Here is a 22931-nt window from a genome sequence, read left to right on the forward strand (position 1 = left end):
CATTCGGACGCCATCGCAACTCGGTCTGGCCTCCGCCGAGGTTTCGACGCGCCCCGCGGTGTCCAGACGACTCAACAAGGAATGGCTTCGCGGCAACTCCCGTCGAGGTCTGTATAATACCGGCTTCACTCGGCAAGGACATAGAGGACATGGGCAAGCGACTGGTCTGGACTGCCCTCACCGGCCTGATTTCATCGACGGCCCAGGCGGCGCCCCCCGCCCCCCTACCGGCGGACCAGCTGGACTGGTCTCCATGGGGGGATCAGGCCCCGGCTGGCGCGCTTTGTGGTGGCCGCTATATCGAACCGGGCTACCTGCTGCCCGAGGGCAAGACCCCCGAGGAGGTGCTGTCCGATTCGGGTTCGGCCGAGTACGGCGATGATGGCGAGACCATTCTGGGCGGCAATGTCGTGCTGCGGCGTGGCGAAAGCCAACTGGAGTCGCCGCGGGTGCGAGTCAACGCTGCCCGTGACACCGCCTTCGCCGATGGCCCCCTGACGATTCGCTATCCGGGCATGCTGGTGCGCGGTGACGATGGCCAGGTCTCGCTCGACAGCGATGCGGCGCGCATCGATGACGCCCACTACGTCGTCCATGAGCAGCGGCTGCGCGGGGATGCCCAGTCGATGCAGCGTCTCGACGACGGCCGCTATCGCATGACCGAAGCCAGCTTCACCACCTGTGCCCCGGATAGCCGACTGTGGCGGGTCGTGGGCAGCGACGTCACCATCGACCGCGAGCAGGGCTTCGGCACCGCGTCCAACGCGCGGCTCGAGATGGGCGACGTGCCGGTCTTCTACTGGCCGTGGGTACGTTTTCCCATCGACGATCGCCGCCAGAGCGGGTTCCTGTGGCCGACCGTAGGGCTCTCCAGCGACGGTCTGGACTATAGCCAGCCGTACTATCTCAATCTGGCACCCAATTACGATGCCACCCTCACGCCACGGATCATCTCCGACCACGGTTTCATGCTGGGCGGCGAGTTCCGCTACCTGTTCGACAGCGACGAGGGGTCCGTCGAGGGCGCCTACCTGCCCAACGACAATGGCGGCAACAACGACAATCCCAACGATCCCAACGATGCCTTCGACGGCGAGGATCGCTGGTACATCGACTACAGCCACTACGGACGCTTCACCGACCGGCTGGATTACGCCATGCGTTACGGCGCCGCCAGCGACGGGCGCTATTTCGACGATTTCGGGCGTGACTTCGGCGAGCAGGATACCGAATACCTCGAGCGCCTGGCACGGCTGAGCTATCAGGGTAATACCTGGTATCTGGATGCCCGCGCCCAGGGCTATCAGCGCATGGATTTTCCGCTCGACGAGGACGATCGGCCGTTCTACAAGCTGCCCAGCCTGACCGCCAATGCCCGCTGGCAGCAGGATAGCGGCTTCTACCAGGAGTGGAATTCCAACGCGACCTACTTCCGGCGCGATCTGCATGGCGTCGACAGCAACGGTTTCTGGGAAGACGAGGAGACCGGCGATACCCGCCAGATCCGCCTGCGTGAAGCGGCCAACGGGTCGCGTATCAACCTGACCCCGGCCATCGGCTGGCGCGCCCAGCCCAGTTGGGGCTTCTTGGAGCCGCGCTTCCAGCTGTGGCAGACCAACTACGAGCTCGACTACGGCAATCGCGACACCGATCGGGACGAGAGCCTGTCGCGCACGGTGCCGGTCTACTCGGTCGACTCTGGCCTGATTTTCCAGCGTGACGTCACGCTGTTCGACAGCGACTGGAAGCAGACCTTCGAGCCGCGGCTCTACTACGCCTATGTGCCGGAACGGAATCAGTCGGAGTTTCCCGATTTCGACACCGACGAGCTGCCGATCTCGTGGAGCCAGCTCTGGTCGCCTTATCGCTTCACCGGGGCCGATCGGGTAGGGGACGTCAATAAGCTCTCCTACGGCGCTTCGACGCGTTTCCTCGAGGACGACACCGGTCGCGAGCGTCTGTCGCTGTCCGTGGGGCAGAGCGCCTACTTCTCGGATCGCAAGATCGATATCGAGGGCGACCCGACCACGCTGCCGAACAAGGAGACCGACTACGAGGACTGGTATCGTGCCACCCGCGACCGCTCACCGGTCATCACCCAGCTCGACTGGCGGATCAACGATCAGTGGCGCTCGCGCTACGAGTGGTTCTACGATCCGGACCGCTCCAAGACTGAAAAGGCGTCGGCCTATCTCCAGTACCTGAGTCCGGTCGGCCATGTCGTGAACCTTGGCTACCGTTGGCAGATCCAAGGATTCGATCCGTCGGGAGACGAAGAGGATCGTCTTAACTACAGTCGCGAGGATTTCGACGTGTCGTTCGCCTACAAGGCCACGTCATCGTTGGACCTGATAGGCCGTTATCTCTATGACAACACCAACAGCCGCGACCTGGAATCGCTGGCCGGCGTCCAGTTCAACAGCTGCTGTAGCGCGGTACAGGTGGTGTGGCGTGAATGGGTCGAAGACAACGATACCGCCAACACCATCGATGACGACTATACGGACCGGGGCCTGTTCCTGCGCTTCGTGTTCAAGGGGCTGGGCGGCGTCGGCCAGGAAGCCGACAGCTACTTCGCCCAGGCGGTACCGGGCTATGAAGCGACGCAGTTCTGATGACTCGGTTGTCCCGATCAATCCATGTTTACGGCGAGCCCGAACGGCTCGCCTTTCCATCAAGCAAGAGAGGTAGGCATGCGTCCTAGAGTATGGATCCCCCTGGCGCTGGTAATGCTGCTGTCGCCGTTGTCCGCGATGGCGGAAGTGGTGCAGCTGGATCGTATCGTCGCCGTGGTCAACGACGATGCCATCATGCATAGCCAGCTCGAACGACGGGTCGCCCAGGCGCGCGACCAGCTCCAGGCCAACAACATCCAGATGCCGCCCGAGCAGGCGCTGGAGCGCCAGGTGCTGGACCGCATGATCACCGAGCAGATCGAGTTGCAGATGGCCAAGAATGCCAAGCTGAGCATCGACGAGACCCAGCTCAACAGCACCATGCGAGGCATCGCCCAGAACAACGGGATGACCCTGGATGAGTTCGCGAACAAGCTTGAGCAGCAGGGCCAGACCCTGGCGGAAGTACGTGAGCAGGTGCGTCGAGAATTGCTGATTCGACAAGTGCAGCAGGATCGGGTCGCCAGCAGAATCACGGTCTCCGATCGCGAGGTCGATCGTTTTCTGGCGCAGCGCGGCGGGAACAGCAATGTCGCCTATCACCTCGCCCAGATTCTGATCGCCGTGCCGCAGTCGCCGACGCCGGATCAGGTCGCCCAGGCGCAGGCCGAGGCACAGAAGCTCTATCAGCAACTGCAGGAGGGCGCCGACTTCCAGCAGCTGGCCGTGGCCGAGTCCGATGACGCGCAGGCGTTGCAGGGTGGCGATCTCGGTTGGCGCCAGGCGGCACAGATTCCCTCCATCTTCGCCGATGTGATCCCCGATCTCTCCAAGGGTGAAGTCAGCGAGCCGATTCGCAGCCCCAGCGGTTTCCACCTGGTCAAGCTGATCGACACCCGGGGTGGCGACAGCGGACAGATGACCCGCGACCAGGCCAGCCAGGCGATCTTCCAGCGCAAGGTCAATGACGAGCTGGAAGCCTGGACGCAGGAGATTCGCGCCAGCGCCTATATCGACAACCGTCTCGACAACGGCTGATGGCCTTGCCGGTATTGGCGCTGACCACCGGCGAACCGGCGGGTGTCGGCCCCGAACTCGCGCTCGCGGTGGCTCGGGACTGGCAGCAGCTGGCGGCGACGGTGGTCGCCGTGGGGGACCCGGACCTGCTGGCCCAGCGTGCCCGGCTGCTCGGCTGGCCGGTCGAACTGGAGGTCGTCGAGCCGGGGGCGGAGTTGCCACCGCCCAGCGACGGTCGCCTGCCGGTCTGGCCGGTGTCGCTGGCGAGACCGTCGACGCCCGGTCGGCTGGACCCCGCCAACGCCGGCTACGTGCTGGAGACGCTCGATGTCGCCATCGAGGCCTGTCGGCAGGGGGCCGCCGACGCCATGGTGACGGCGCCGCTTCACAAGGGAGCGATCATCGAGGGCGGGTATCCCGGTTTCACCGGCCACACCGAGTATCTTCGCGACGCCTGCAGTGTCGAGGAGGTGGTGATGATGCTTGCCACCGAAGGCACGCCCCGACCACTGCGGGTCGCGCTGGCGACTACCCATCTGCCGCTCTCGCGAGTTGCCGAGGCGATCACCGATGCGGGCCTGGCGCGTGTCATCCGGGTCCTGGCGGCGGAGCTGACCCGGCGCTTCGGCATCGCGTCGCCCCGGATTCTCGTCTGTGGGCTCAACCCCCACGCCGGGGAGGACGGACACCTGGGGCGCGAGGAGATCGAGGTCATCACGCCCGCGCTGGAGCGGCTGCGTGACGAAGGCCTCGACCTGGTGGGGCCGCTGCCCGCGGATACGCTGTTCACCCCCCGTCACCTCGATCGTGCCGATGCCGTGCTGGCGATGTATCACGACCAGGGCCTGCCGGTGCTCAAGTACGCCGGGTTCGGCCAGGCCGCCAATATTACCCTGGGCCTGGGGATGGTTCGCACTTCTGTCGACCACGGTACTGCCCTGGATCTCGCCGGCACCGGCCTGGCCGAAGTGGGGAGCCTCCGGGTCGCGCTGCAGATGGCTCGGCAGATGACCGCCCGCGCTCACTGAAGGAATCTTGTTGTCATGGCTACACGCTCCTCCGATCGTTCACCGATGCCTCGTGCCCGGAAACGGTTCGGCCAGAACTTCCTCCGCGACGGCGGGGTGATCTCGCGCATCGTTCGGGCCATCGGGCCCCGCAGTGGCGATCGCCTGGTCGAGATCGGCCCCGGCCAGGGCGCCCTGACCGGGCCGCTGCTGGAGGCTACCGGCGCGCTGGAAGTGATCGAGCTGGATCGCGATCTGATCCCCGGCCTGCGAGTGCAGTTCTACGACTACCCCGAGTTCACGATTCACGAGGGGGATGCGCTCAAGTTCGATTTTCACGAGCTGTGGCGGCAGGATGGACGCCCGTTGCGGGTGGTCGGCAATCTCCCCTACAACATCTCGACGCCGTTGATCTTTCACCTGTTGACGGCCCGCGGCGCCATCCGGGATATGCACTTCATGCTGCAGAAGGAGGTCGTCGAGCGCCTCGCCGCCGAGCCCGGCGGGCCTGACTGGGGGCGGCTGTCGGTGATGACCCAGTATCACTGCGCGGTCGAATCGCTGTTCGTGGTGCCGCCCGGCGCCTTCGTGCCGCAACCCAAGGTGGATTCGGCGATCGTGCGGCTGACGCCTCATGCCGAGCTGCCTTCGCCGGCCCTCGACGAGGCCCACTTTGCCGATGTGGTGAGAGAGGCTTTCGGTCAGCGTCGCAAGACCCTGCGCAACAACCTCAAGGGAATGATCGACGCGGAGGCACTGGCGGCGCTGGGGATCGATCCCGGCCGTCGGCCGCAGACGCTGCGAGTCGAGGAGTTCGTCGCCATCAGCAACCATCTCGCCGGCCTCCAGCCCGAGAACCCTGCCGCCACGGAGACGTGTTCATGAGCGAGTTCGCACCCGCCGTCACCGTCGACGTCGAGCCGGCGTTTCGCGAGGACGAATCGTCGCCCGGCGACAACCGTTTCGTGTTCAGCTACACGGTGACCGTGCACAATCACTCCGACCGCAGCGTGCAGCTGCTGTCGCGTTACTGGAAGATCACCCAGGGCCACGGCAAGGTGCAGGAAGTGCGGGGCAACGGGGTGGTCGGCAAGCAGCCGACGATCACCGCCGGGCACAGCTTTCGCTATACCAGCCGTGCGGTGATCGAATGTCCCGTCGGCGTCATGCAGGGCAGTTATACCTGTATCGATCTGGCCAGCCAGGCCACCTTCGATGTCGCCGTCGCGCCGTTTCGCCTGGCCGGCCCCAACCAGGTCCACTGAGCGGCGCGCAATCGGCATTTGCCGCCGCCGCTGCGCCGGCGCGGATCGCGCAACTGGGCGGCACCACCCACACGAGGAAGCGCATGGCGACCTACGCAATCGGCGACCTGCAGGGCTGTCACGCCGAATTCGAAGCCCTGCTCGAGCAGCTCGACTTCTCGCCCTCCCGGGATCACCTGTGGCTGGCCGGTGACCTGGTCAACCGCGGCCCCGATTCGCTGGGTTGTCTGCGCAGGAGCGTCGCGCTGGACGGTGCCGCCAGCGTAGTGCTGGGCAACCACGATCTGCACCTGCTGGCCGTCGCGCGGGGCCATGGCAAGCTCAAGCGCAACGACACCCTGAGCGATATTCTCGAAGCCCCGGACCGGCACCAGATGCTCGAATGGCTGCGCCATCAGCCGCTGCTGGTCGCCGACCCCGCGCGCGGCTGCGTGATGACCCATGCCGGGCTGCTGCCGCGATGGTCGCTCGCCCGGGCGAGCGAATTGGCGGCAGAGGCGGAAGCGGTCTTGCGGTCGGACGACGTGGATGCTTTTCTGAACGTGATGTACGGCAACCAGCCGGCCCGCTTCGAGCCGGACCTGACCGGCACGGACCGTATCCGGGCCATCGTCAACGTCTTCACCCGCATGCGCTTCATCGACGGCGACGGCACCCTGGATTTTGCCGCCAAGGAGGGGCTGGACAGCGCGCCGGCGGGCTACGCCCCCTGGTTCACCTATCCCCGCGCCGACGACCTGACGCTGCTGTTCGGCCACTGGGCCGCGCTGGAGGGGCGCACCCCGGGGGCCAGGGTAGATGCGCAGGCGCTGGATACCGGCTGCGTATGGGGTGGGGCCCTGACCGCCCTCGATCTCGACAGCGGCGAACGGAGCTCGGTGCCATCCCGGTCGGCAGACCGATGAGCGGCTCCGCTGCCGGTCGCTCACAGCCAAGCCTTTTCAGGAGTGATTCATGACCCAGTCTTTCGCTCATCTCGATCCGACGACCCTGGCGCAGTGGCTGAGCGAAGGGCGCTCGTTCAAGCTCGTCGACATTCGCGATCCCATGAGTTTTGCCCAGGGCCATATCCCTGGCAGCTACCACCTCGACAACACCACCGTGGCGGAACTGGTGGACAGGACGCCCAGCGACACGCCCGTGGTGGTGGTCTGCTATCACGGCCACTCCAGTCAACAGGCCGCCTCCTGGCTGGCCGGGCAGGGCTTCGGCGAGGTCTACAGCCTGGATGGCGGGTTCGTCGACTGGGCGCATCGCCGGCCCGAACATGTCGAACGCTAGCGGTCTCGCGGCATGAGCATGTCCCCCGATCCCCGTCTCGACGGGCTGGAGGTCTACCTGGTGGGTGGCGCCGTTCGCGACGCCCGTCTGGGCTGGCCGGTGGGCGATCGTGACTGGGTAGTCGTCGGCGCCACGCCGGAGGCCCTGCGCCAGCGCGGCTTCAAGCCCGTCGGTCGCGATTTTCCGGTCTTCCTGCATCCCGATACCCACGAGGAGTATGCGCTGGCCCGCACCGAGCGCAAGCAGGGCCATGGCTACACCGGATTCGAAGTGCACGCGAGTCCCGAGGTGACGCTGGAAGCCGATCTGGCGCGACGGGATTTCACCATCAACGCCATGGCCGAGACCCCCGAGGGCGAACTGGTCGACCCCTATGGCGGCGCCGACGATCTTGCGGCCAGGAGGCTCAGGCATGTCTCGGCCGCGTTCGTCGAGGACCCGCTGCGGGTGCTGCGCGCGGCGCGCTTCCTGGCGCGTTACCGCAAGCTCGGTTTCACCATCGCCGCGGAGACGATGGCGCTGATGCGTCAGCTCACCGACAGCGGCGAAATGCGATATCTGGTCGCCGAGCGAGTGTGGACGGAGACGCACAAGGCGCTGGGCGAAGCCGACCCTTCCGCCTATTTCCAGACGCTGGAAGCGTGCGGGGCGCTGGCGGTGCTGATGCCGCCGCTGGCGACGCCATCGCTACCCCAGGCGCTGGCGCGACTCGAACCGGTCCCCGACGAGTCCACTTCCCATAGTGTGGCGCTATGGCGCTGGGCGCGGCTCGGCGAGCACCTCGAGGATGACGAGCAGTCCCGGCTCAACGATGCCGTCAAGGCGCCCAACGCCTTTCGGGATGCCATGCGGCTGGCAGCCCTGTCTCGCCGGTTGCGTCTCCGCATCAATGATCTGCGGCCCGGTGACACCGAGGATCGTGCCGGCGCGATCATGGCCTGGCTGGACGGGATCGACGCCTGGCGACGGCCCGAGCGCGTCGCGCCGCTGCTGGCTCTGATCGCCCATGACGATGGCGGACTGGCGGACGATCTGGCACTGGCCTGGCGGCTGGCGTCCCAGATCCTGCCCCAGGCGCTGCTCGACGAGGGCCTGCGTGGGCCGCAGCTGGGTCAGGAGCTTGCCCGGCGGCGAGAGCAGACCATCCGCGAGGCGCTGGAGACGGCTTAGGTTTTCTCAGTCGGGCCGAAGATCTGTAGGGGACATAGATGGAGATGGAATCGTCCAGTTGGATAGGCGCATTGGGTCTAGTCATATCGATACTGGCAGTCAGCGTGAGTTATCGGCTCGGTCGTCGGTCCGAGCTGGGTTTGGCGGTCTGGACTCAGGAATTGCGTGCGTGGTCGGGTGACGTCGTAAAGGCGCTGACTGCAGCTCGTTATGCGCTAGCCAATAGCACTGGTACTACGCGAATCGATATTAGCCATGCTCAGAGCCTATCTGCGTTGATCGACATTGGTAGGCTCTATCTCCCGAATCAGAATGCCGATAAGCATGGTGTCGAAAAGCCCCCCGCATACCGTGGTGACAGACACTCTGCGCTGGATCCTTTGGTTGCGTCGGTTCGTTTGTTGGAAGCCGAGCTTGAAGACCACGCGGGAGAGGCCCGTGTGCTTTGGGAGTTGCAGCGTGAATTCGTTTCTCGCGTCTCCGACATTCTCGAGCCGCGCCTTCATAACCAAGCTATCGCGCGACTGTTGCGGCGCGGTTATGTCGATAGAAAGCGGGATCCTTCGGCGGGAGGGCTATTGCCCCAAAAGCTAAAGCGCCCAATGGGGGCGACCGCAGCTCTGGCGGTGGCCAGGGAGCGGGCGCGTTGCAGCGACTACTGATCTGATTGGTTTGGCTGCTGTTGTCGTCCTTGGTTATCAGCATTCATATAAAAACGCCCGCGGCGATCACTCGCCGCGGGCGTTTGACGTGGTGGTTCCGGTCTAGACGAACAGCCCCACGATCAGCGCCATGATCAGCCCGGTCAGACCGATGATCGTCTCCATCACCGTCCAGCTCTTGAGCGTCTGCGCCTCGGTCAGACCGAAGTAGCGGTTGACCAGCCAGAAACCGGAGTCGTTGACGTGGCTCAGTACCGTGGCGCCGGAAGCGATCGCGATGACCAGCAGACCGAGCACCGGGCCATCGAGATTCAGCGTGGTGATCACCGGGGCCATCAGGCCGGCGGCGGTGATCATCGCGACGGTGGCCGAACCCTGGATCACCCGCACCGCGGTGGAGATCAAAAACGCCAGCAGAATCGGCGGCAGCGCGCTCTCGGCCATGATGTTGCCCATCACTTCACCGACGCCAGAATCGATCAGCACCTGCTTGAATACGCCGCCCGCACCGGTGACCAGAATGATGATGCCGGCCGGTTCCAGGGCCTTGGTGGCGACCTCCATCACCTGTTCCCGTGTCATGCCGCGACGCGTTCCCAGCAGGGTGAAGGCGAGCAGGGTAGCCAGGGTGAGGGCCACGAACGGGTGGCCGAGAAAGGTCAGCGCGGCCAGTACCGGGCTGTCCGCCGGCAGGATCACGCCGGAGACGGTGTTGAGCACGATCAGCGCCAGCGGCAGCAGAATGATCGACAGGATCAGCTTGAAGCTGGGCAGGCCGGCGGTATCGACATCGTTTTTCGGCAGCTCCATGTAATCCGGGATCTGGGCGTCGATGCGCTTGGCGATCCAGCGCCCGAACAGCGGCCCAGCAATGATCATGGCCGGCAGGCCGCAGATCGCCCCGAACAGGATCACGTAGCCGAGATCGGCTCCGATCAGCTTGGCCACCGCGATCGGGCCCGGTGTCGGCGGAATGAACGAGTGAGTGACCGCGAGCCCAGCGAGGAGCGGAATGCCGTAGTAGAGCAGCGAGCGCCCGGTGCGGCGGGTGAGGGCATAGATCAACGGCACCAGGATGATGAAGGCGACATCGAGGAATACCGGAATCGCGACGAGGAAACCGGTGACCCCCATCGCCCACTGCGAGCGGTTCTCGCCGAACTTGTCGAGCAGCGTGCTGGCCAGGCGATCGACCCCGCCGGAGACCTCCAGCATCTTGCCGAACATCGCGCCCAGGCCCACCACGGTGGCGACGAAGCCGAGCGTGCCGCCCATGCCTTTCTCGACCGTATCCAGCAGTTGGTCGACGTTCATGCCGGTGGCCAGCCCGACCAGACCACTGACGACGAGCAGCGCGACAAAGGCGTGCAGGCGCAGCTTCATGACCAGATAAAGCAGCACGATGATGCTGCCCAGCGCGGCGAGTATGAGAGAAGTTGGGCTATCCATGTCGACGACATTCCTTGGTGAAAGCACGCGGCGTCGGAGGCCGGGTATACGCCAATGGTGGCGTTGTGCTTCGCGGTGGAGTTGGCGAAAATGGATGTTACCGGTAACAGATCGGTCCCAACAATGCGCCTAAAGGTGTAGAGACAACTTCTATCCAATCGGGATAGGCCATTGGCAGGCCGGCGAGCGCGCACGGCACCAATCACACCCGTACCAGTCACACAGGTATCGATTACCGATATAGTCGCTACCTGCGTAGCAACCCCGCTGGTACCAATCGGAAGGCAACGTCATGGACGCAAAGATGAATCGGCGCATCGTCGTAATGGGCGTATCCAGCTGCGGCAAGACCGAAGTCGGGCAGCGGCTGGCAACCGCGCTGGGAGGGCGCTTCCTCGACGGAGACGACTACCATTCGCCGGAAAGCGTCGCCAAGATGTCGCATGGCGAACCCCTCAACGACGAGGATCGGGCCGGTTGGCTGCAGCGACTGGCGGCGTTTCTGGCCGAGGCCAGGACCAAGGACGAGACGCTGGTCATCGGCTGCTCTGCGCTCAAGAAGCGCTATCGCGATACGCTGCGCCAGGGCGATGAAGATCTGACCTTCGTGCATCTCGCCGGAAGCCGCGAGCTGCTGCTGCAGCGCATCCAGTCGCGCCGCGATCACTTCTTCAAGGGCGAGGCGATGCTGGACAGCCAGTTGGCGACCCTCGAGGCGCCCGGCGAGGACGAGGCGGTCACCGTCGATATCGCCGGCACGATCGAGCAGGTGGTCAACGAGGCGGTGCTGAAACTCGAGAAGCGACCGCTTGCCGGCGGGCGCTGAGAGACCCGCCCTCGCCTGGAAGGGAATCATCGCCATCGGGGCGCCGGTCACAGGCTCCCGCCAACGCGTACCTCGAATCCCAGGTTTTCGCTGGTCGGTTGTCGCGGGGCACCCCGAAGGCGCGCCAGCAGGCGCACGGCGATGATATCCCCGATGCGTCGCCGCGGTGTCACCACCGTCGCCAGCGGCGGGGCGGTCGCCTCCACGATATCGAGACCGTTGAAGCCGGCCAGGGCGAGGGCATCGGGCACCGCCAGGCGCCGGCGCTGGCACTCGAACAGCGCGCCGGCGGCGAGGTCGTCATTGCAGCAGAACACCGCCTCCAGCGCTGGCCAGCGTTCCAGCATCGAGCCCAGCATCTCGCCGCCGAGGCGATAGCTCGACGGCTGCGGCGTGGTCAGGCAGGACTCGGTGGAGAGACCGGCGGCGCGCAGTGCCGCCTCCCAGCCCGCCATCCGCAGCTGCGCGCGATAGTCCATGCGCGCGCCGAGAAAGCCGATCCTCCGATATCCGCGGTCGAGAAACGCCTGTGTCATCGCCATGCCGGCCTCGTGCTGGTCGAGCCCGACATTGATGTCCAGCGGCGTCTCGGTCAGCTCCAGCGTCTCCACCACCGGCACACCGGCCCGTCGCAGCAGCCGCTCGGCATGCTCTGTATGTCGAGTCCCCGACAGTACCAGGCCATCCACCCCATAGCCCAGATAGGTGTCGATCAGGCGCTCCTCCTCGAGGATCGAGTAGCCGGTATGGCCGATCAGCAGCTGATAGCCGGCGGCGCGCAGCCCCTCCTCGATGCCGCGCTGGATATCCGAGAATACCGCGTTGGAGAGTGACGGGATCAGCAGCGCGACACTGTGACTGCGGCCGCTGGCCAGCGCCCCGGCGGCGTGATTGGGGATATAGCCGAGCTCGGCGATCGCCGCCTCGATACGCTGGCGCAGCGGTAGCGAGACCCGCTGCGGCTCGCGCAGGGCGCGCGAGACGGTGATCTTGGTGACCCCGACCCGATCGGCGATATCCTGAAGCGTGACGCGTCCCGAAGCGCGGCGCGGCATGACGATCTCCCCAGCGCGGCAGCGGCGCCCGACGCTGGCGATCGATAGGGATATCGCGCCCGAGGCGGGTCCGATGATGATGATGGTTAGCGGTAACTTTCGAGCAGACTAGCACGCTGCCCTGGCGCTGGCTGTGCGGCCATGGTTGTAGCCGGTCGGATTGCCGGAGGTGGGGTCGAGCCCGTGCTCAAGGGGCGCTATCGCCGATCAGCAGCTCGGTCTCCAGGGTGCGCGAGCGGCGCGGTTCTAGGTCGAGCAGCATGGCCGCCGCCAGCCGGCCCTTGGTGGTGCTGTCCTGGCGTACCGTGGTCAGTCGTGGGCGCCGCCGCTGGCCTTCGGCGATGCCGTCGAAGCCGGTGATGCGCAGATCCTCCGGCACCCGCAGCCCGCGCCGCTCGGCCAGGTCGATGGCGGTCAGGGCGACACGATCGGAGAGACAGATGAGCAGGTCCGGACGTGACGCCGCGGGCTGGTCGAGCAGCGCGGCGACCACCGGCACGCAGCCTTCGTAGGTGTTCTGGTCGACGTTCCACAGTGCCACGCTGTCGGGATCGATGGCGGCCTCCGTCAGCGCCTTGAAGATCCCGTCGAGGCGCCGCCGGGTGACGGTGAGGTCGGCCGACAGCAGCGCCTCCAGGCCGATCTGGCCCACGTGGGACTGGGTCAGGCGCAGCCCGACGATGGCGACTCGCTGCGGCGGATGGCGCAGGGCATGACGGGCCAGTGCGAGGCTGGCCGGATAGTTGTCGACATGCACCGCAGGGATACCCGGTAGATCGATGTCGATGGCCACCGCGGGGCGACCCGCGATCAGGTCGAGGATGCGCGAGGAGGCGCCGTGCAGGCCGTAGACGATGACCCCGTCGGCCATGTCGACACCGCCGCCGCTCTGCTCCAGGCGTCCCGGCAGCAGCATCAGCGAGTGGCCGTGCTGGTCCAACTGTGCGGCGACACCGGCGATCAGCTCGCTGGCGACGCTGTCGCTCAGGCTGTAGAAGAGATTTTCCGCCAGCAGCATGGCGATGATGCCGGAACGGCCGGTGCGCAGCATGCGCCCGCGGGAGTCGGGGCCGTGGTAGCCGAGCGCCGCGGCGGCGGCGAGAATCTCCTCGCGCCGGGCCTGGGAGAGCTGGTCGGGGCGATTGAAGGCGTTGGAGACGGTGGCGGCGGAGACGCCGAGACGTGCAGCCACCGTCTTCAGCGTCATGCGCTTGGTCGGGCTCACGGTCGCACGCGGGGGATGGGATGCCGTGTCGCGCGCTGCTGGCGCCGTGCACGGATGGCCGTGGCCGGAAGCATAGGTGAGTCTCCTCGTCGGGAATCGGATGGCGGCCAGGACGCCGGCCGCCATCCCGCCTTGGGCTTTGCCTAGGTGGCGCTCAGCCATACCGCCGCATTGCCGGCCAGCGTCGCCTCGCTCACCGCATCGGGCTGGCTCTGGGCGAGCAGCGGGGCCGCCGGCAGGGCGATCGGCGTATCGCCCAGGTTGAGCACCACCCGAACGTCGCCGTTGGTCAGCACCAGCACATCCTCACGCGGGCTAGCTGCCCACGCCAGTTCGCCCTGGCCAAGGTTATGGTCGCGGCGCAGTTTGAGCAACCGCTGATATAGGCTGAGCGTCGAATCCGGCTGATCGAGCTGACGGTCGACGGCGTAGTCGACGTAGTTGTCCGGCTGTGGCAGCCAGCGCTCGCCGCTGTCGTTGAAGCCGAAGGCCGGGGCGTCGGCGCGCCAAGGCAACGGCACCCGACAGCCGTCGCGGCCGCCATCCTCACCGCCGGGGCGGAAGAAGCCCGGGTCCTGGCGGTAGCGGTCGGGCATGCTGGTGTGATCCGGCAGGCCCAGCTCCTCGCCCTGGTAGAGGTAGGCGGAGCCGGGCAGCGCCAGGGTCAGCATGATGATCGCCCGCGCCCGGCGCAGGCCCAGCGCCTCGTCGGGCTGCTCGTCACCGATGCCGATCTTCTGCGGCCGCACGCCGGGATTCGACAGCCCCAGGCGCGAGGCATGGCGCACGCCGTCGTGGTTGGACATCACCCAGGTGGTGGTGGCGCCGACCGCGCCGGTGACGGCGAGCGAGCGGTCGATGACGGTGCGCAGCGCCGCGGCATCCCAGTGGGCGATCAGGTAATCGAAGTTGAACGCCTGCTGCATCTCGTCGGGGCGAATGTAGCGCGCCACCCGCTCCGGCTTGAGCCAGGCCTCGGCGACCATCATGCGGTCGTCGCCGTACTCCGCCAGGATTCGGTGCCAGCGGCGATAGATGTCGTGCACGCCCTCCTGGTCCCACATCGGCCCACGGTTGCCGCCTTCGACCATCACCTGCTCGCCGTCCCAGTCCGGCAGGCCCGGCTGCTTGATCATGCCGTGGGCCACGTCGACGCGGAAGCCGTCGACCCCGCGGGCGAGCCAGAAGCGCAGCACGCGCTCGAACTCGTCGCCCACCTCCGGGTTCTGCCAGTCGAAGTCGGGCTGGGCAGTGTCGAACATGTGCAGATACCACTGGCCGTCTGCGACCCGGGTCCAGGCCGCGCCGCCGAAGATGCTCTGCCAGTTGTTGGGCGGCAGTTCGCCCTGCTCGCCACGCCCGTCGCGAAAGAGATAGCGCGCCCGTGCCGGGCTGCCCGGCGGGCTGGCCAGCGCCTCCTGGAACCAGACGTGTTCGCTGGAGCTGTGATTGGGCACCAGGTCGACGATCACTCGCATGCCGCGCTCGTGGGCACCGGCCAGCAGGCGGTCGAAGTCGTCGAGGGTGCCGAACAGCGGGTCGACGTCGCAGTAGTCGGCGACGTCGTAGCCGGCATCGGCCTGGGGCGAGCGGTAGAACGGCGATAGCCATAGCGCATCGATCCCCAGCGCGGCGAGATAGTCGAGGCGTGCGCTGACACCGGCGAGATCGCCCATGCCGTCGCCGTTGGCGTCCATGAAGCTGCGCGGATAGATCTGATAGATGACGGCGTCGCGCCACCACTGCGGCTGGGTCATGCAGAATTCCTCGTCACAAGGCGAATCAGGGGCTCGGGGGTGGCGCGCCAGTCCCAGCCGTTCGCAGGTTGTCTGGGCGTGGACCGACTGGCCGCCGATGTCGACTGGCGTGGGCCCCGCTCATGAGGCGGCTCCCTGCGCGGCGGCGGGTGCGGCGTGGCGTTCGTACGGCGGCACCGCGCGGCCGTCGCAGTCGAACAGATGAGCGTGAAGCGGATCGAAGTCGAGCGTCACCCGCTGGCCGCGCCGGAACGGGCTGGGCGCCTGGCTGCGGCACACCAGCAGCTCGCCGTCGTCGCGTTCCAGATAGAGGTAGGCCTCGCTGCCGAGATACTCGACATTGACGATCTCCAGCCCCTCGCCGTGCTCGCTGGGGGTGGGAATCAGATGCTCCGGGCGCACGCCCAGGGTCGCCTCGTTGGCACTGCCGCTGCCGGCGCTGAAGGCCAGCGGCAGGGTGCGCTGGCCGACGGCCGGAATCTCCACGCGGCAGCCGTGCTCGGCGTCGGCCTCGGCGGCGACCGCGATGAAGTTCATCTTGGGCGAGCCGATGAAGCCGGCGACGAAGCGTGACGCGGGGCGTTCGTAGAGCTCGCGCGGGGTGCCGATCTGCTCCACATGGCCGGCGTTGAGCACCACGATGCGGTCGGCCAGGGTCATCGCCTCGACCTGGTCGTGGGTGACGTAGATCATGGTCGAACCCAGGCGCTCGTGGAGCCTGGCGATCTCGTTGCGGGTCTGCACCCGCAGCGCCGCGTCGAGGTTGGAGAGCGGCTCGTCGAAGAGCAGGATCTTGGGCTCGCGGGCCATCGCCCGGCCGATCGCCACGCGCTGGCGCTGGCCGCCGGAGAGCGCCTTGGGCAGGCGCTCCAGCAGGCCGTCGAGCTGCAGGAGCTTGGCCGTGTGGCGGGCCCGTTCGTCCACCGTCTGCTTCTCCTGCTTGGCCAGCTTCAGGCCGAAGGCGATGTTGTCGTAGACGCTCATATGCGGATAGAGCGCATAGGACTGGAACACCATGCCGATGCCGCGCTCCGGCGGCGTCAGATTGTTGACCCGTTGGTCGTCGATCATCAGGTCGCCGTGGGTGATCGATTCGAGCCCGGCGATCAGGCGCAGCAGGGTCGACTTGCCGCAGCCCGAGGGGCCGACGAAGACGATGAACTCGCCATCGTCGATCTGCATCGAGACGTCGTCGATCACTTGGGTGCTGCCGAAGCGCTTGTTGACTCGTTCGAGCGTCAGACCAGCCATAGTTTCTCCTACCCGAGAACGGGGAAAGCGGTAGTGGCGCAAAGCCTCAGAGGCGTTCAGCCCTTGACGGCACCGGCGGTGAGCCCGGAGACGATACGCCGCTGGAAGATCACCACCAGCACCACCAGCGGCACGGTGACGATCACCGAGGCGGCCATGATCGGACCCCACGGCAGCTCGTACTGGCTGCCGCCGGAGATCAGCGCGATCGCCACCGGTACCGTGCGCTGCGAGTCGGTCAGGGTGAAGGTCAGGGCGAACAGGAACTCGTTCCACGCCGCGATGAAGGCCAGCAGACCGGTGGTGGCCATGGCCGGCCACAACAGCGGCATGAACACCTTGGTCAGGGTCACCCAGGGGGAGGCGCCGTCGACGATCGCCGCCTCCTCGAGTTCGTCGGGGAGCTGGCGCATGAAGGTGGTCAGGATCCACACCGTGAACGGCAGGGTGAAGATGGTGTAGCTCAAGATCAGCCCGCCGGGGGAGTTGTAGAGATCGAGCGTACGGATCACCTCGAACAGCCCCGAGAGCACCGCCACCTGGGGGAACATCGACACCCCCAGCACGATCATCATCACCGTGGTACGCCCGCGAAAGCGCACCCGGCCCAGCGCCCAGGCCGCGGTCAGGCCCAGCAGCAGGGCGATGAGCACCACGCTGAGGGCGACGATCACCGAGTTGCGGATCGCGGCCAGGAAGGTCGGCTGCGACAGCACCGTGACATAGTTGGAGAAGTCCAGACTATCGACCCAGTAGCTCACCTCGAACAGCTGGCTCGACGGCTTCAGCGAGGTCACGATGGCGTAGTAGAAGGGGAAGATGGCATAGAGCACCAGCACCGCCACCAGCAGCCAGAAGCCGATTGTCAGCGCGATGCCCTTCAGTCTGCGCAGCGTCATGACCCACCTCCCAGCTGGCGGCGTCCGAGATAGAGATAGACCACCGTGACCAGCGCGATGATCATGAACAACAGCGTCGAGGCGGCACTGCCGTAGCCCACATCCTGGAACTCCACCAGCTGCTGGCGGGCGTAGATCGACATCGTCATGGTCGAGGCGGCGTTGGAGGTCAGCACGTAGATGACGTCGAACACGCGCAGCGCATCCAGGGCGCGGAAGATCACCGCCACCAGCAGGGCCGGGGTGATCAGCGGCAGGGTGACGCGGAAGAACACCCGCAACGGATGGATGCCATCGACCTTGGCCGCTTCATAGCAGTCCGAGGGCAGCATCTGCAGCGCCGCCAGCACCAGCAGGGCGACGAAGGGGGTCGCCTTCCACACGTCGACCATGATCACCGCCCACATCGACAGACTGGCGTCGGCGGTCCAGGACAGAGGTGCGTCGATCAGCCCCAGAGTCATCAGCAGATGATTGATGATCCCGAACTGGTCGTTGAGCATCCACGCCCAGATCTTGGCCGAGACCACGGTGGGGATCGCCCACGGGATCAGCATCGCCGCGCGCACCAGGGTGCGGCCGCGGAAGTGGGCGTTGAGCACCAGCGCCACGATCACCCCCAGCACCGCCTCCAGCGACACCGAGACCAGCGCGAAGTAGAGCGTGTTCCACACCGACTGCCACCACAGCGGGTCGGCGAGAATGCCGTACCAGCCGTTGTCATGGACCAGATAGTTCTCGAACCCGATGAAGTTGGCGCCCTCGAGGCTCGACAGGCTGGCATCGGTGACGCTGAACCAGAAGGTGCGCGCCAGCGGCCAGCCGGCGACCAGCGCCAGGCCGATCAGCATCGGGGTCAGGAACAGCCAGGCCGCGCGTACCCGGCGCCGGCGTACCCGGGTGCCGCGTTCGCGGCGCGGCCGTGCCGGCTGCGTGGCGTCCACCGCGCCGCCCGGATTCTGGGCAGCCGATGTCTGCGCCAGCGTGGGTTGCCGAGTTGCCATGGATTGCCTCCCGGCCGCTTACCAGCGGCGCCGCTTGATGCGCTCGAGTTCGCTCTGCAGTGATGCCAGACCCTGGGCCGCGCCGACCTTGCCGGAGAGCACTTCATGCACGGTGTTGAAGAAGGCGTTGGAGACCCGTGGATACTTGTCGCCGGTCACCGCCGCGGGGCGTGGAATCGCCGAGGTGAAGGTGGTGTAGAGGGTGCCGAAGAAGGGCACCGCGGCGAGCACCTCCTTGTCCTTGTAGAGTGCCGGCAGGGTCGGGTTGTAGGAGCCTTCGATGGCGCGGCGCTTCTGCTCTGCGGGCGAGGTCAGAAAGGCGACCAGATCGGCGGCCATCTGCGGGTGCTCGCTGTAGCGCGAGACTGCCAGGTTCCAGCCGCCGAGCACGGCCGCGCTGTGGCCATCGGCGCCACCGGCGGGCAGTGCCACCACGCCGACCTTGTCGCGGATATCGCTCTGCTCGGACTGCACCAGATCCCAGGCGTAGGGCCAGTTGCGCATGAACAGCGCATTGCCCGACTGGAACACCCCGCGGGACTCCTCCTCGGTGTAGTTGAGCACTCCCTTGGGCGAGATATCGCCGATCCAGCTCGCCGCCAGGGTCAGCGCCTTGATCGCCTGCGGATTGTCGACGGTGATGTCGCCGGCATCGTCGACGATGGTGCCGCCACCGGGATAGCTGGCGATCCACTCCAGGGCGTCCACCGTCAGCCCCTCGTAGGCGCGCCCCTGGAACACGAAGCCCCAGAAATCCTTGTGCCCGGCCTGGCGCTCGCCGGTCTGGACGGTACGCGCCGCTGCGGTCAGCTGCTCCCAGGTGGTGGGCACCGCCAGGCCATATTTCTCGAGCAGATCCTTGCGGTAGTAGAGCACCCCGGCATCGGTGAACCACGGCATCGCCACCAGCCGGCCATCGACGGTGTTGTTGTCGACGATGGCGTCGAAGAAGTCGTCAGTGGTGCCCTTGGGCAGGTACTCGTTGAGGTCGACCAGATGCGGCGCGAGCATGCCCGGCCACACCACGTCGATCTGGAACACGTCGATGTCACCGGAGCGCGCGTTGAGAATCTGCTGATAGAGCGACAGCCGCTCGGTGGCAGAGTTAGGGGTCGAGACCACCTCGACGCTGTGGCCGCTCTGGGCTTCCCAGCGCGCGACGCCCTCCTTGCACAGCTTAAGCTCGGCGCCGACCGCGCCGCAGGAGATGGTGAGATCGGCGGCCTGGACCTGGCCCGCGACGATCAGCGTGGTCGCCAGCATTAGCAGAGAACGTGTTTTCATCCTGGGCTCCTGGGGAGTGCCGGTTGTTGTTGTGGGCGATCTCGTCGGTGGTCATCGCCGTGCGCCCGAGGGTCGCGGTTGGATGCGGCTCGCCTTGGTCTGCGGCAATCCAGACGCGATCTTAATCGTTTAAGTTCTCGGCCAAGTTATGCCACTTGTTTGCGCCCGCTCAACCCGGACTTTGGTTGTAAAGGGGCGTTGGCGAGGGCTGAGTGCAAAAGCGCGCCGAGCGCTCGTGATGCCCCGGGACGAGGGCGTTAGACCTTGGTCAAAGCGCCTTTCGTCGATATTTTCAGCCGGTTCTTAAACGTTTAAGTTCCGCCTTGCGTCACGGCTCGCTGACACCGCCATCCCGTGGTCAGGGCAGGGGACTCGGGGTTGGATCGGGGGATGGCGACGCCCTGCCGCGCAGGCGACGGGGCGTCCGGCGGGCAAGGGGACGACAACAACCACAACAGGAGCATGTCATGTCCAGATCAGCGATCGATGTGATCGAAGGTTCTCGGCTATGCCGCCCGCGCTGGGCGACACCGGGGTTTCGCAAGACCGGGCTCGCCATCGGTGTGGCGCTGGCCTCACTGGGCGCCGTCTCCTCGGCGCAGGCACAGTCGAACCAGAGCCTGGAAGCGCGCCTGGCGGCGCTCGAAGCCAGGGTGGCGGCGGCCGAGCAGCGCGCGGCCACCGCCGAACAGCGCGCCAACCGGGCCGAGCAGAAACTCGATTCGCTCGAGGATCAGTCGCTCGATACGCGTCTCGCCGCGGTCGAGAGCCAGACCGAGAACCGCAGCGCCGAGGCGGCCGAGCAGGGTGACGACGGCCTGTCGTTGAGCGTCTACGCGCGCTCCGGGCTGCTGCTCGGTGATGATGGCAAGAGCGCCCCCGGCGGCCCCTACCTGACCCCGGCGGGGGCCACCGGTGGCGCGGTGGGGCGTCTGGGCAACGAGCCGGACACCTACGTCGAGACCGTGCTCAGCTACCACCAGACCTTCGACAACGGTGCCAAGTCGCTCTACCGCATCATGCTGGCGGACAGCACCACCACCAGCAACGACTGGACCGCCGACGAGTCGCAGCTCAACGTGCGCCAGGCGTTCGTCGAGTTCAGCGATCTGCCCAGCTTCACCGGTCCCTTCGAGAACGCCAAGGTCTGGGCCGGCAAGCGTTTCGATCGCAATAACTTCGATATCCACTGGCTCGACAGTGACGTCATCTTCCTCGCCGGTACCGGCGCCGGTGTCTACGACGTGGCGGTCACCGACGACTGGAGTACCAACCTGACGCTCTACGGGCGCAGCTTCAGCGACTTCTCCGTGGTCACCAGCGACAACCCGGATCTGACCGGCAGCACCGACGCCCTGATCCTCTCTACCAACAACTACGTCGGCCCGTTCCAGTGGATGCTCAGCGGCCTCTCCGCCAACGATAACGATGATCGCGACACCGGCAGCCGCGCCAAGGCGGCCGACCACGGTTTCCATAGCATGCTCGCCTACCACGGTGACAGCTTCTTCGGGGTCAGCGACGGCAACACCGTCGCCGCACTGCTTCACGGCGAAGGGCTGGGGGCGGAGGTCAAGTCGCTGGGCTCCGACGGCAACCTGACCAAAGACGCCAAGACCACGCGGCTGGCGCTCTACGGCACCACCTACGTGGCGCCGAGCTGGCGCCTGGCCCCGGCGATGCTGGCCCAGACCAGCGACGACCGCTACGCCAACGGCGACAGCTACGACTGGGCCACTTTCAACCTGCGCTTCGCCAACGAGCTGACCCAGAACTTCGAGATGCAGTACGAAGCCAGCTACCAGTGGATGGATCTCGACCCCAAGGGTTACAAGGGCCGCAATGCGGTGGAGGGGGGCTACACCCGCTTTACCCTGGCGCCGACCTTCAAGCCCCAGGTGGGCGGCTTCTGGCAGCGTCCGGAGATCCGCGTATTCGCCAGCTACAGCGACTGGGACAGCGAGCTCAATAAATTCGCGGGTGACGATGCCCTGGGCAAGGACAACTTCACCGGCGGGCAGTGGACCTTTGGCACGCAGATGGAGGCGTGGTTCTAGAACAAAGTCTAGGCTGGGAGCCGACCTGGCTCGAGCCCGCCGTCAGCGGCGGGCCGTGTGACCCGCCACCCCATCGATCGTGATCGGCGGGGTGGCGCCTTTCAGGCGCCTACGTGCCGGGTGGCGCTGATAGGTGACAGGCGGCGTTGATAGGTGACAGGCGGCGCGGGGTCAGGTGAAGGAGAGCAGCAGCAGGATCAGCGGCGGTGAGAGCAGCGAGAGCAGAAAGCCGCTGACGATGGCCACTGGCACGCAGGCGATGCCGCCGTGCTTCTGGATCACCGGCAGGGTGAAGTCCATCGCCGTGGCGCCGCTGTAGCCGATCGCCAGCGGCACCGCGCCGCGGATGAACAGTGGCACCAGCAGAAAGGCCAGAAGCTCCCGGGCCAGATCGTTGAAGAAGGCGGCGCCGCCGAGCACCGGTCCGAGCTGGTCGCCGATCAGAATGCCGGAGAGCGAATACCAGCCAAACCCCGCCGCCATCGCCATCCCCTCGTTCCAGGGTAACTGGAGCAGCGGTGCCGCGATCAGCCCCGCCAGCATCGAACTCACGAATACGGTCGTCGCGATCGCCAGGCCTAGTCGATTGAGCAGAATCTGGCGCAGCCCCAGCCCCGAATTGCGCAGCTGGCAGCCGATCAGGCCGAGCAGAACGTAGAGCGTCCAGGTAGCCAGGGTCTCGGCCTGGGCCGCCGGGTGCCAGCCGAGCAGGCGCATGCCCGCGCCGAGCAGTACGCCACCGGCGACCACGGCGCACAGCAGCACCGAGCCCTTCATCGCCTGCCACTTGCCGAGTGGCGCGGCATCGTCGCCGGCGATGCGCTCGACCCGTGCCATTGGCCGCCGCGACAGCCACCACAGGGCGAGCAGATTGAGCGGCGAGATCACCAGGAACAGCACCAACGCCGTGGACCCGATGCGGGACAACTGCCCCAGCAGGTTCTCCAGCCCGCCCAGACTGATACCCATCAGCAGCAGGATCACGTAGACCGAGGCGCTGACGCCGCGATCGATGGCCTGACGAACCCCGGCGTGGCGAACGGGGATCAGGTAGCCGACGATCAACGGCAGCAGTATCCACAATAACCCCAGCAGCATGATCCCTCC

At 66.3% G+C, this 22931-nt stretch carries 20 protein-coding genes; 11 read left to right on the forward strand and 9 right to left on the reverse strand.

The genetic code is table 11. The annotated features are described in order from the left end of the window. Window positions 1–149 precede the first annotated feature (149 nt). From AAGT95_RS10205 to AAGT95_RS10245, 9 genes are all read left to right on the forward strand, one after another. Complete coding sequence (locus AAGT95_RS10205; protein ID WP_342596400.1) at window positions 150–2615, forward strand: LPS-assembly protein LptD; 2466 nt, start codon at window positions 150–152, stop codon at window positions 2613–2615. A 78-nt stretch (window positions 2616–2693) separates the two neighbouring features. Further along, a complete protein-coding gene (locus AAGT95_RS10210; protein WP_110602577.1) occupies window positions 2694–3653 on the forward strand; it encodes a peptidylprolyl isomerase in 960 nt (319 codons plus the stop codon). After that, the gene (gene pdxA, locus AAGT95_RS10215; protein WP_342596401.1) at window positions 3653–4660 is read left to right on the forward strand and encodes a 4-hydroxythreonine-4-phosphate dehydrogenase PdxA; all 1008 of its coding nucleotides are present in this window, start codon (window positions 3653–3655) and stop codon (window positions 4658–4660) included. The genes AAGT95_RS10210 and pdxA overlap by 1 nt, the downstream gene beginning before the upstream one ends. 15 nt (window positions 4661–4675) lie before the next feature. Beyond that, a complete protein-coding gene (gene rsmA, locus AAGT95_RS10220) occupies window positions 4676–5524 on the forward strand; it encodes a 16S rRNA (adenine(1518)-N(6)/adenine(1519)-N(6))-dimethyltransferase RsmA (protein WP_342596402.1) in 849 nt (282 codons plus the stop codon). Further along, complete coding sequence (gene apaG, locus AAGT95_RS10225) at window positions 5521–5904, forward strand: Co2+/Mg2+ efflux protein ApaG (RefSeq protein WP_110602583.1); 384 nt, start codon at window positions 5521–5523, stop codon at window positions 5902–5904. Before rsmA ends, apaG begins: the two co-directional genes overlap by 4 nt. Before the next feature lie 83 nt (window positions 5905–5987). Further along, on the forward strand, window positions 5988–6809 hold the full coding sequence (locus AAGT95_RS10230) for a symmetrical bis(5'-nucleosyl)-tetraphosphatase (protein WP_342596403.1): 822 nt from the start codon (window positions 5988–5990) through the stop codon (window positions 6807–6809). A 49-nt stretch (window positions 6810–6858) separates the two neighbouring features. After that, on the forward strand, window positions 6859–7185 hold the full coding sequence (gene glpE, locus AAGT95_RS10235; protein ID WP_110602586.1) for a thiosulfate sulfurtransferase GlpE: 327 nt from the start codon (window positions 6859–6861) through the stop codon (window positions 7183–7185). A 12-nt stretch (window positions 7186–7197) separates the two neighbouring features. Continuing rightward, entirely contained in the window at window positions 7198–8355 is a 1158-nt protein-coding gene (locus tag AAGT95_RS10240) for a polynucleotide adenylyltransferase (RefSeq protein ID WP_342596404.1), read from the forward strand. A 38-nt stretch (window positions 8356–8393) separates the two neighbouring features. Then, window positions 8394–9017, forward strand: a complete 624-nt coding sequence (locus AAGT95_RS10245) for a hypothetical protein (protein WP_342596405.1) — start codon at window positions 8394–8396, stop codon at window positions 9015–9017. Between the two features lie 102 nt (window positions 9018–9119). Here AAGT95_RS10245 and AAGT95_RS10250 read toward each other — a convergent pair whose 3' ends face one another. Beyond that, the gene (locus AAGT95_RS10250) at window positions 9120–10466 is read right to left on the reverse strand and encodes a gluconate:H+ symporter (protein WP_342596406.1); all 1347 of its coding nucleotides are present in this window, start codon (window positions 10464–10466) and stop codon (window positions 9120–9122) included. A 304-nt stretch (window positions 10467–10770) separates the two neighbouring features. Between AAGT95_RS10250 and AAGT95_RS10255 the strand changes: the two genes are divergently transcribed. Next, a complete protein-coding gene (locus tag AAGT95_RS10255) occupies window positions 10771–11292 on the forward strand; it encodes a gluconokinase (RefSeq protein WP_342596407.1) in 522 nt (173 codons plus the stop codon). A gap of 47 nt (window positions 11293–11339) precedes the next feature. Here AAGT95_RS10255 and AAGT95_RS10260 read toward each other — a convergent pair whose 3' ends face one another. The 7 genes from AAGT95_RS10260 to AAGT95_RS10290 form a co-directional block, all read right to left on the reverse strand. Continuing rightward, window positions 11340–12347: a LacI family DNA-binding transcriptional regulator gene (locus AAGT95_RS10260; protein WP_342596408.1), complete on the reverse strand. Its 1008-nt coding sequence runs from the start codon at window positions 12345–12347 to the stop codon at window positions 11340–11342. 187 nt (window positions 12348–12534) lie between these two features. Then, window positions 12535–13572, reverse strand: coding sequence for a LacI family DNA-binding transcriptional regulator (locus AAGT95_RS10265; RefSeq protein WP_342596409.1), 1038 nt, complete (start codon window positions 13570–13572; stop codon window positions 12535–12537). 143 nt (window positions 13573–13715) lie between these two features. After that, window positions 13716–15329 carry a glycoside hydrolase family 13 protein gene (locus tag AAGT95_RS10270; RefSeq protein ID WP_342596410.1) on the reverse strand — a complete coding sequence of 538 codons (1614 nt, stop codon included), beginning with the start codon at window positions 15327–15329 and terminating at the stop codon, window positions 13716–13718. 120 nt (window positions 15330–15449) lie between these two features. Further along, the gene (locus AAGT95_RS10275; RefSeq protein WP_342596411.1) at window positions 15450–16580 is read right to left on the reverse strand and encodes a sn-glycerol-3-phosphate ABC transporter ATP-binding protein UgpC; all 1131 of its coding nucleotides are present in this window, start codon (window positions 16578–16580) and stop codon (window positions 15450–15452) included. 56 nt (window positions 16581–16636) lie between these two features. Then, window positions 16637–17479, reverse strand: a complete 843-nt coding sequence (locus tag AAGT95_RS10280; protein WP_342596412.1) for a carbohydrate ABC transporter permease — start codon at window positions 17477–17479, stop codon at window positions 16637–16639. Continuing rightward, the gene (locus tag AAGT95_RS10285) at window positions 17476–18483 is read right to left on the reverse strand and encodes a sugar ABC transporter permease (RefSeq protein ID WP_342596413.1); all 1008 of its coding nucleotides are present in this window, start codon (window positions 18481–18483) and stop codon (window positions 17476–17478) included. Before AAGT95_RS10285 ends, AAGT95_RS10280 begins: the two co-directional genes overlap by 4 nt. Window positions 18484–18501: 18 nt before the next feature. Further along, window positions 18502–19767: an ABC transporter substrate-binding protein gene (locus AAGT95_RS10290; RefSeq protein WP_342596414.1), complete on the reverse strand. Its 1266-nt coding sequence runs from the start codon at window positions 19765–19767 to the stop codon at window positions 18502–18504. 467 nt (window positions 19768–20234) lie between these two features. On the opposite strand from AAGT95_RS10290, the gene AAGT95_RS10295 reads away from it, so the two are divergent. Continuing rightward, window positions 20235–21824, forward strand: coding sequence for a carbohydrate porin (locus tag AAGT95_RS10295; RefSeq protein ID WP_342596415.1), 1590 nt, complete (start codon window positions 20235–20237; stop codon window positions 21822–21824). 171 nt (window positions 21825–21995) lie between these two features. On the opposite strand, the gene AAGT95_RS10300 is transcribed toward AAGT95_RS10295, so the two are convergent. Continuing rightward, complete coding sequence (locus tag AAGT95_RS10300) at window positions 21996–22922, reverse strand: lysine exporter LysO family protein (protein WP_110602607.1); 927 nt, start codon at window positions 22920–22922, stop codon at window positions 21996–21998. Window positions 22923–22931 lie beyond the last annotated feature (9 nt).

This window comes from Salinicola lusitanus, from assembly GCF_038648475.1.
GTDB lineage: Bacteria > Pseudomonadota > Gammaproteobacteria > Pseudomonadales > Halomonadaceae > Salinicola > Salinicola lusitanus.

Coding starts and splice junctions, on each gene's coding strand:
- AAGT95_RS10205 (WP_342596400.1), top strand. CDS start 150: ATGGGCAAGCGACTGGTCTGGACTGCCCTCACCGGCCTGATTTCATCG.
- AAGT95_RS10210 (WP_110602577.1), top strand. CDS start 2,694: ATGCGTCCTAGAGTATGGATCCCCCTGGCGCTGGTAATGCTGCTGTCG.
- pdxA (WP_342596401.1), top strand. CDS start 3,653: ATGGCCTTGCCGGTATTGGCGCTGACCACCGGCGAACCGGCGGGTGTC.
- rsmA (WP_342596402.1), top strand. CDS start 4,676: ATGGCTACACGCTCCTCCGATCGTTCACCGATGCCTCGTGCCCGGAAA.
- apaG (WP_110602583.1), top strand. CDS start 5,521: ATGAGCGAGTTCGCACCCGCCGTCACCGTCGACGTCGAGCCGGCGTTT.
- AAGT95_RS10230 (WP_342596403.1), top strand. CDS start 5,988: ATGGCGACCTACGCAATCGGCGACCTGCAGGGCTGTCACGCCGAATTC.
- glpE (WP_110602586.1), top strand. CDS start 6,859: ATGACCCAGTCTTTCGCTCATCTCGATCCGACGACCCTGGCGCAGTGG.
- AAGT95_RS10240 (WP_342596404.1), top strand. CDS start 7,198: ATGAGCATGTCCCCCGATCCCCGTCTCGACGGGCTGGAGGTCTACCTG.
- AAGT95_RS10245 (WP_342596405.1), top strand. CDS start 8,394: ATGGAGATGGAATCGTCCAGTTGGATAGGCGCATTGGGTCTAGTCATA.
- AAGT95_RS10250 (WP_342596406.1), bottom strand. CDS start 10,466: ATGGATAGCCCAACTTCTCTCATACTCGCCGCGCTGGGCAGCATCATC.
- AAGT95_RS10255 (WP_342596407.1), top strand. CDS start 10,771: ATGAATCGGCGCATCGTCGTAATGGGCGTATCCAGCTGCGGCAAGACC.
- AAGT95_RS10260 (WP_342596408.1), bottom strand. CDS start 12,347: ATGCCGCGCCGCGCTTCGGGACGCGTCACGCTTCAGGATATCGCCGAT.
- AAGT95_RS10270 (WP_342596410.1), bottom strand. CDS start 15,329: ATGACCCAGCCGCAGTGGTGGCGCGACGCCGTCATCTATCAGATCTAT.
- AAGT95_RS10275 (WP_342596411.1), bottom strand. CDS start 16,580: ATGGCTGGTCTGACGCTCGAACGAGTCAACAAGCGCTTCGGCAGCACC.
- AAGT95_RS10280 (WP_342596412.1), bottom strand. CDS start 17,479: ATGACGCTGCGCAGACTGAAGGGCATCGCGCTGACAATCGGCTTCTGG.
- AAGT95_RS10285 (WP_342596413.1), bottom strand. CDS start 18,483: ATGGCAACTCGGCAACCCACGCTGGCGCAGACATCGGCTGCCCAGAAT.
- AAGT95_RS10290 (WP_342596414.1), bottom strand. CDS start 19,767: ATGAAAACACGTTCTCTGCTAATGCTGGCGACCACGCTGATCGTCGCG.
- AAGT95_RS10295 (WP_342596415.1), top strand. CDS start 20,235: ATGTCCAGATCAGCGATCGATGTGATCGAAGGTTCTCGGCTATGCCGC.
- AAGT95_RS10300 (WP_110602607.1), bottom strand. CDS start 22,922: ATGCTGCTGGGGTTATTGTGGATACTGCTGCCGTTGATCGTCGGCTAC.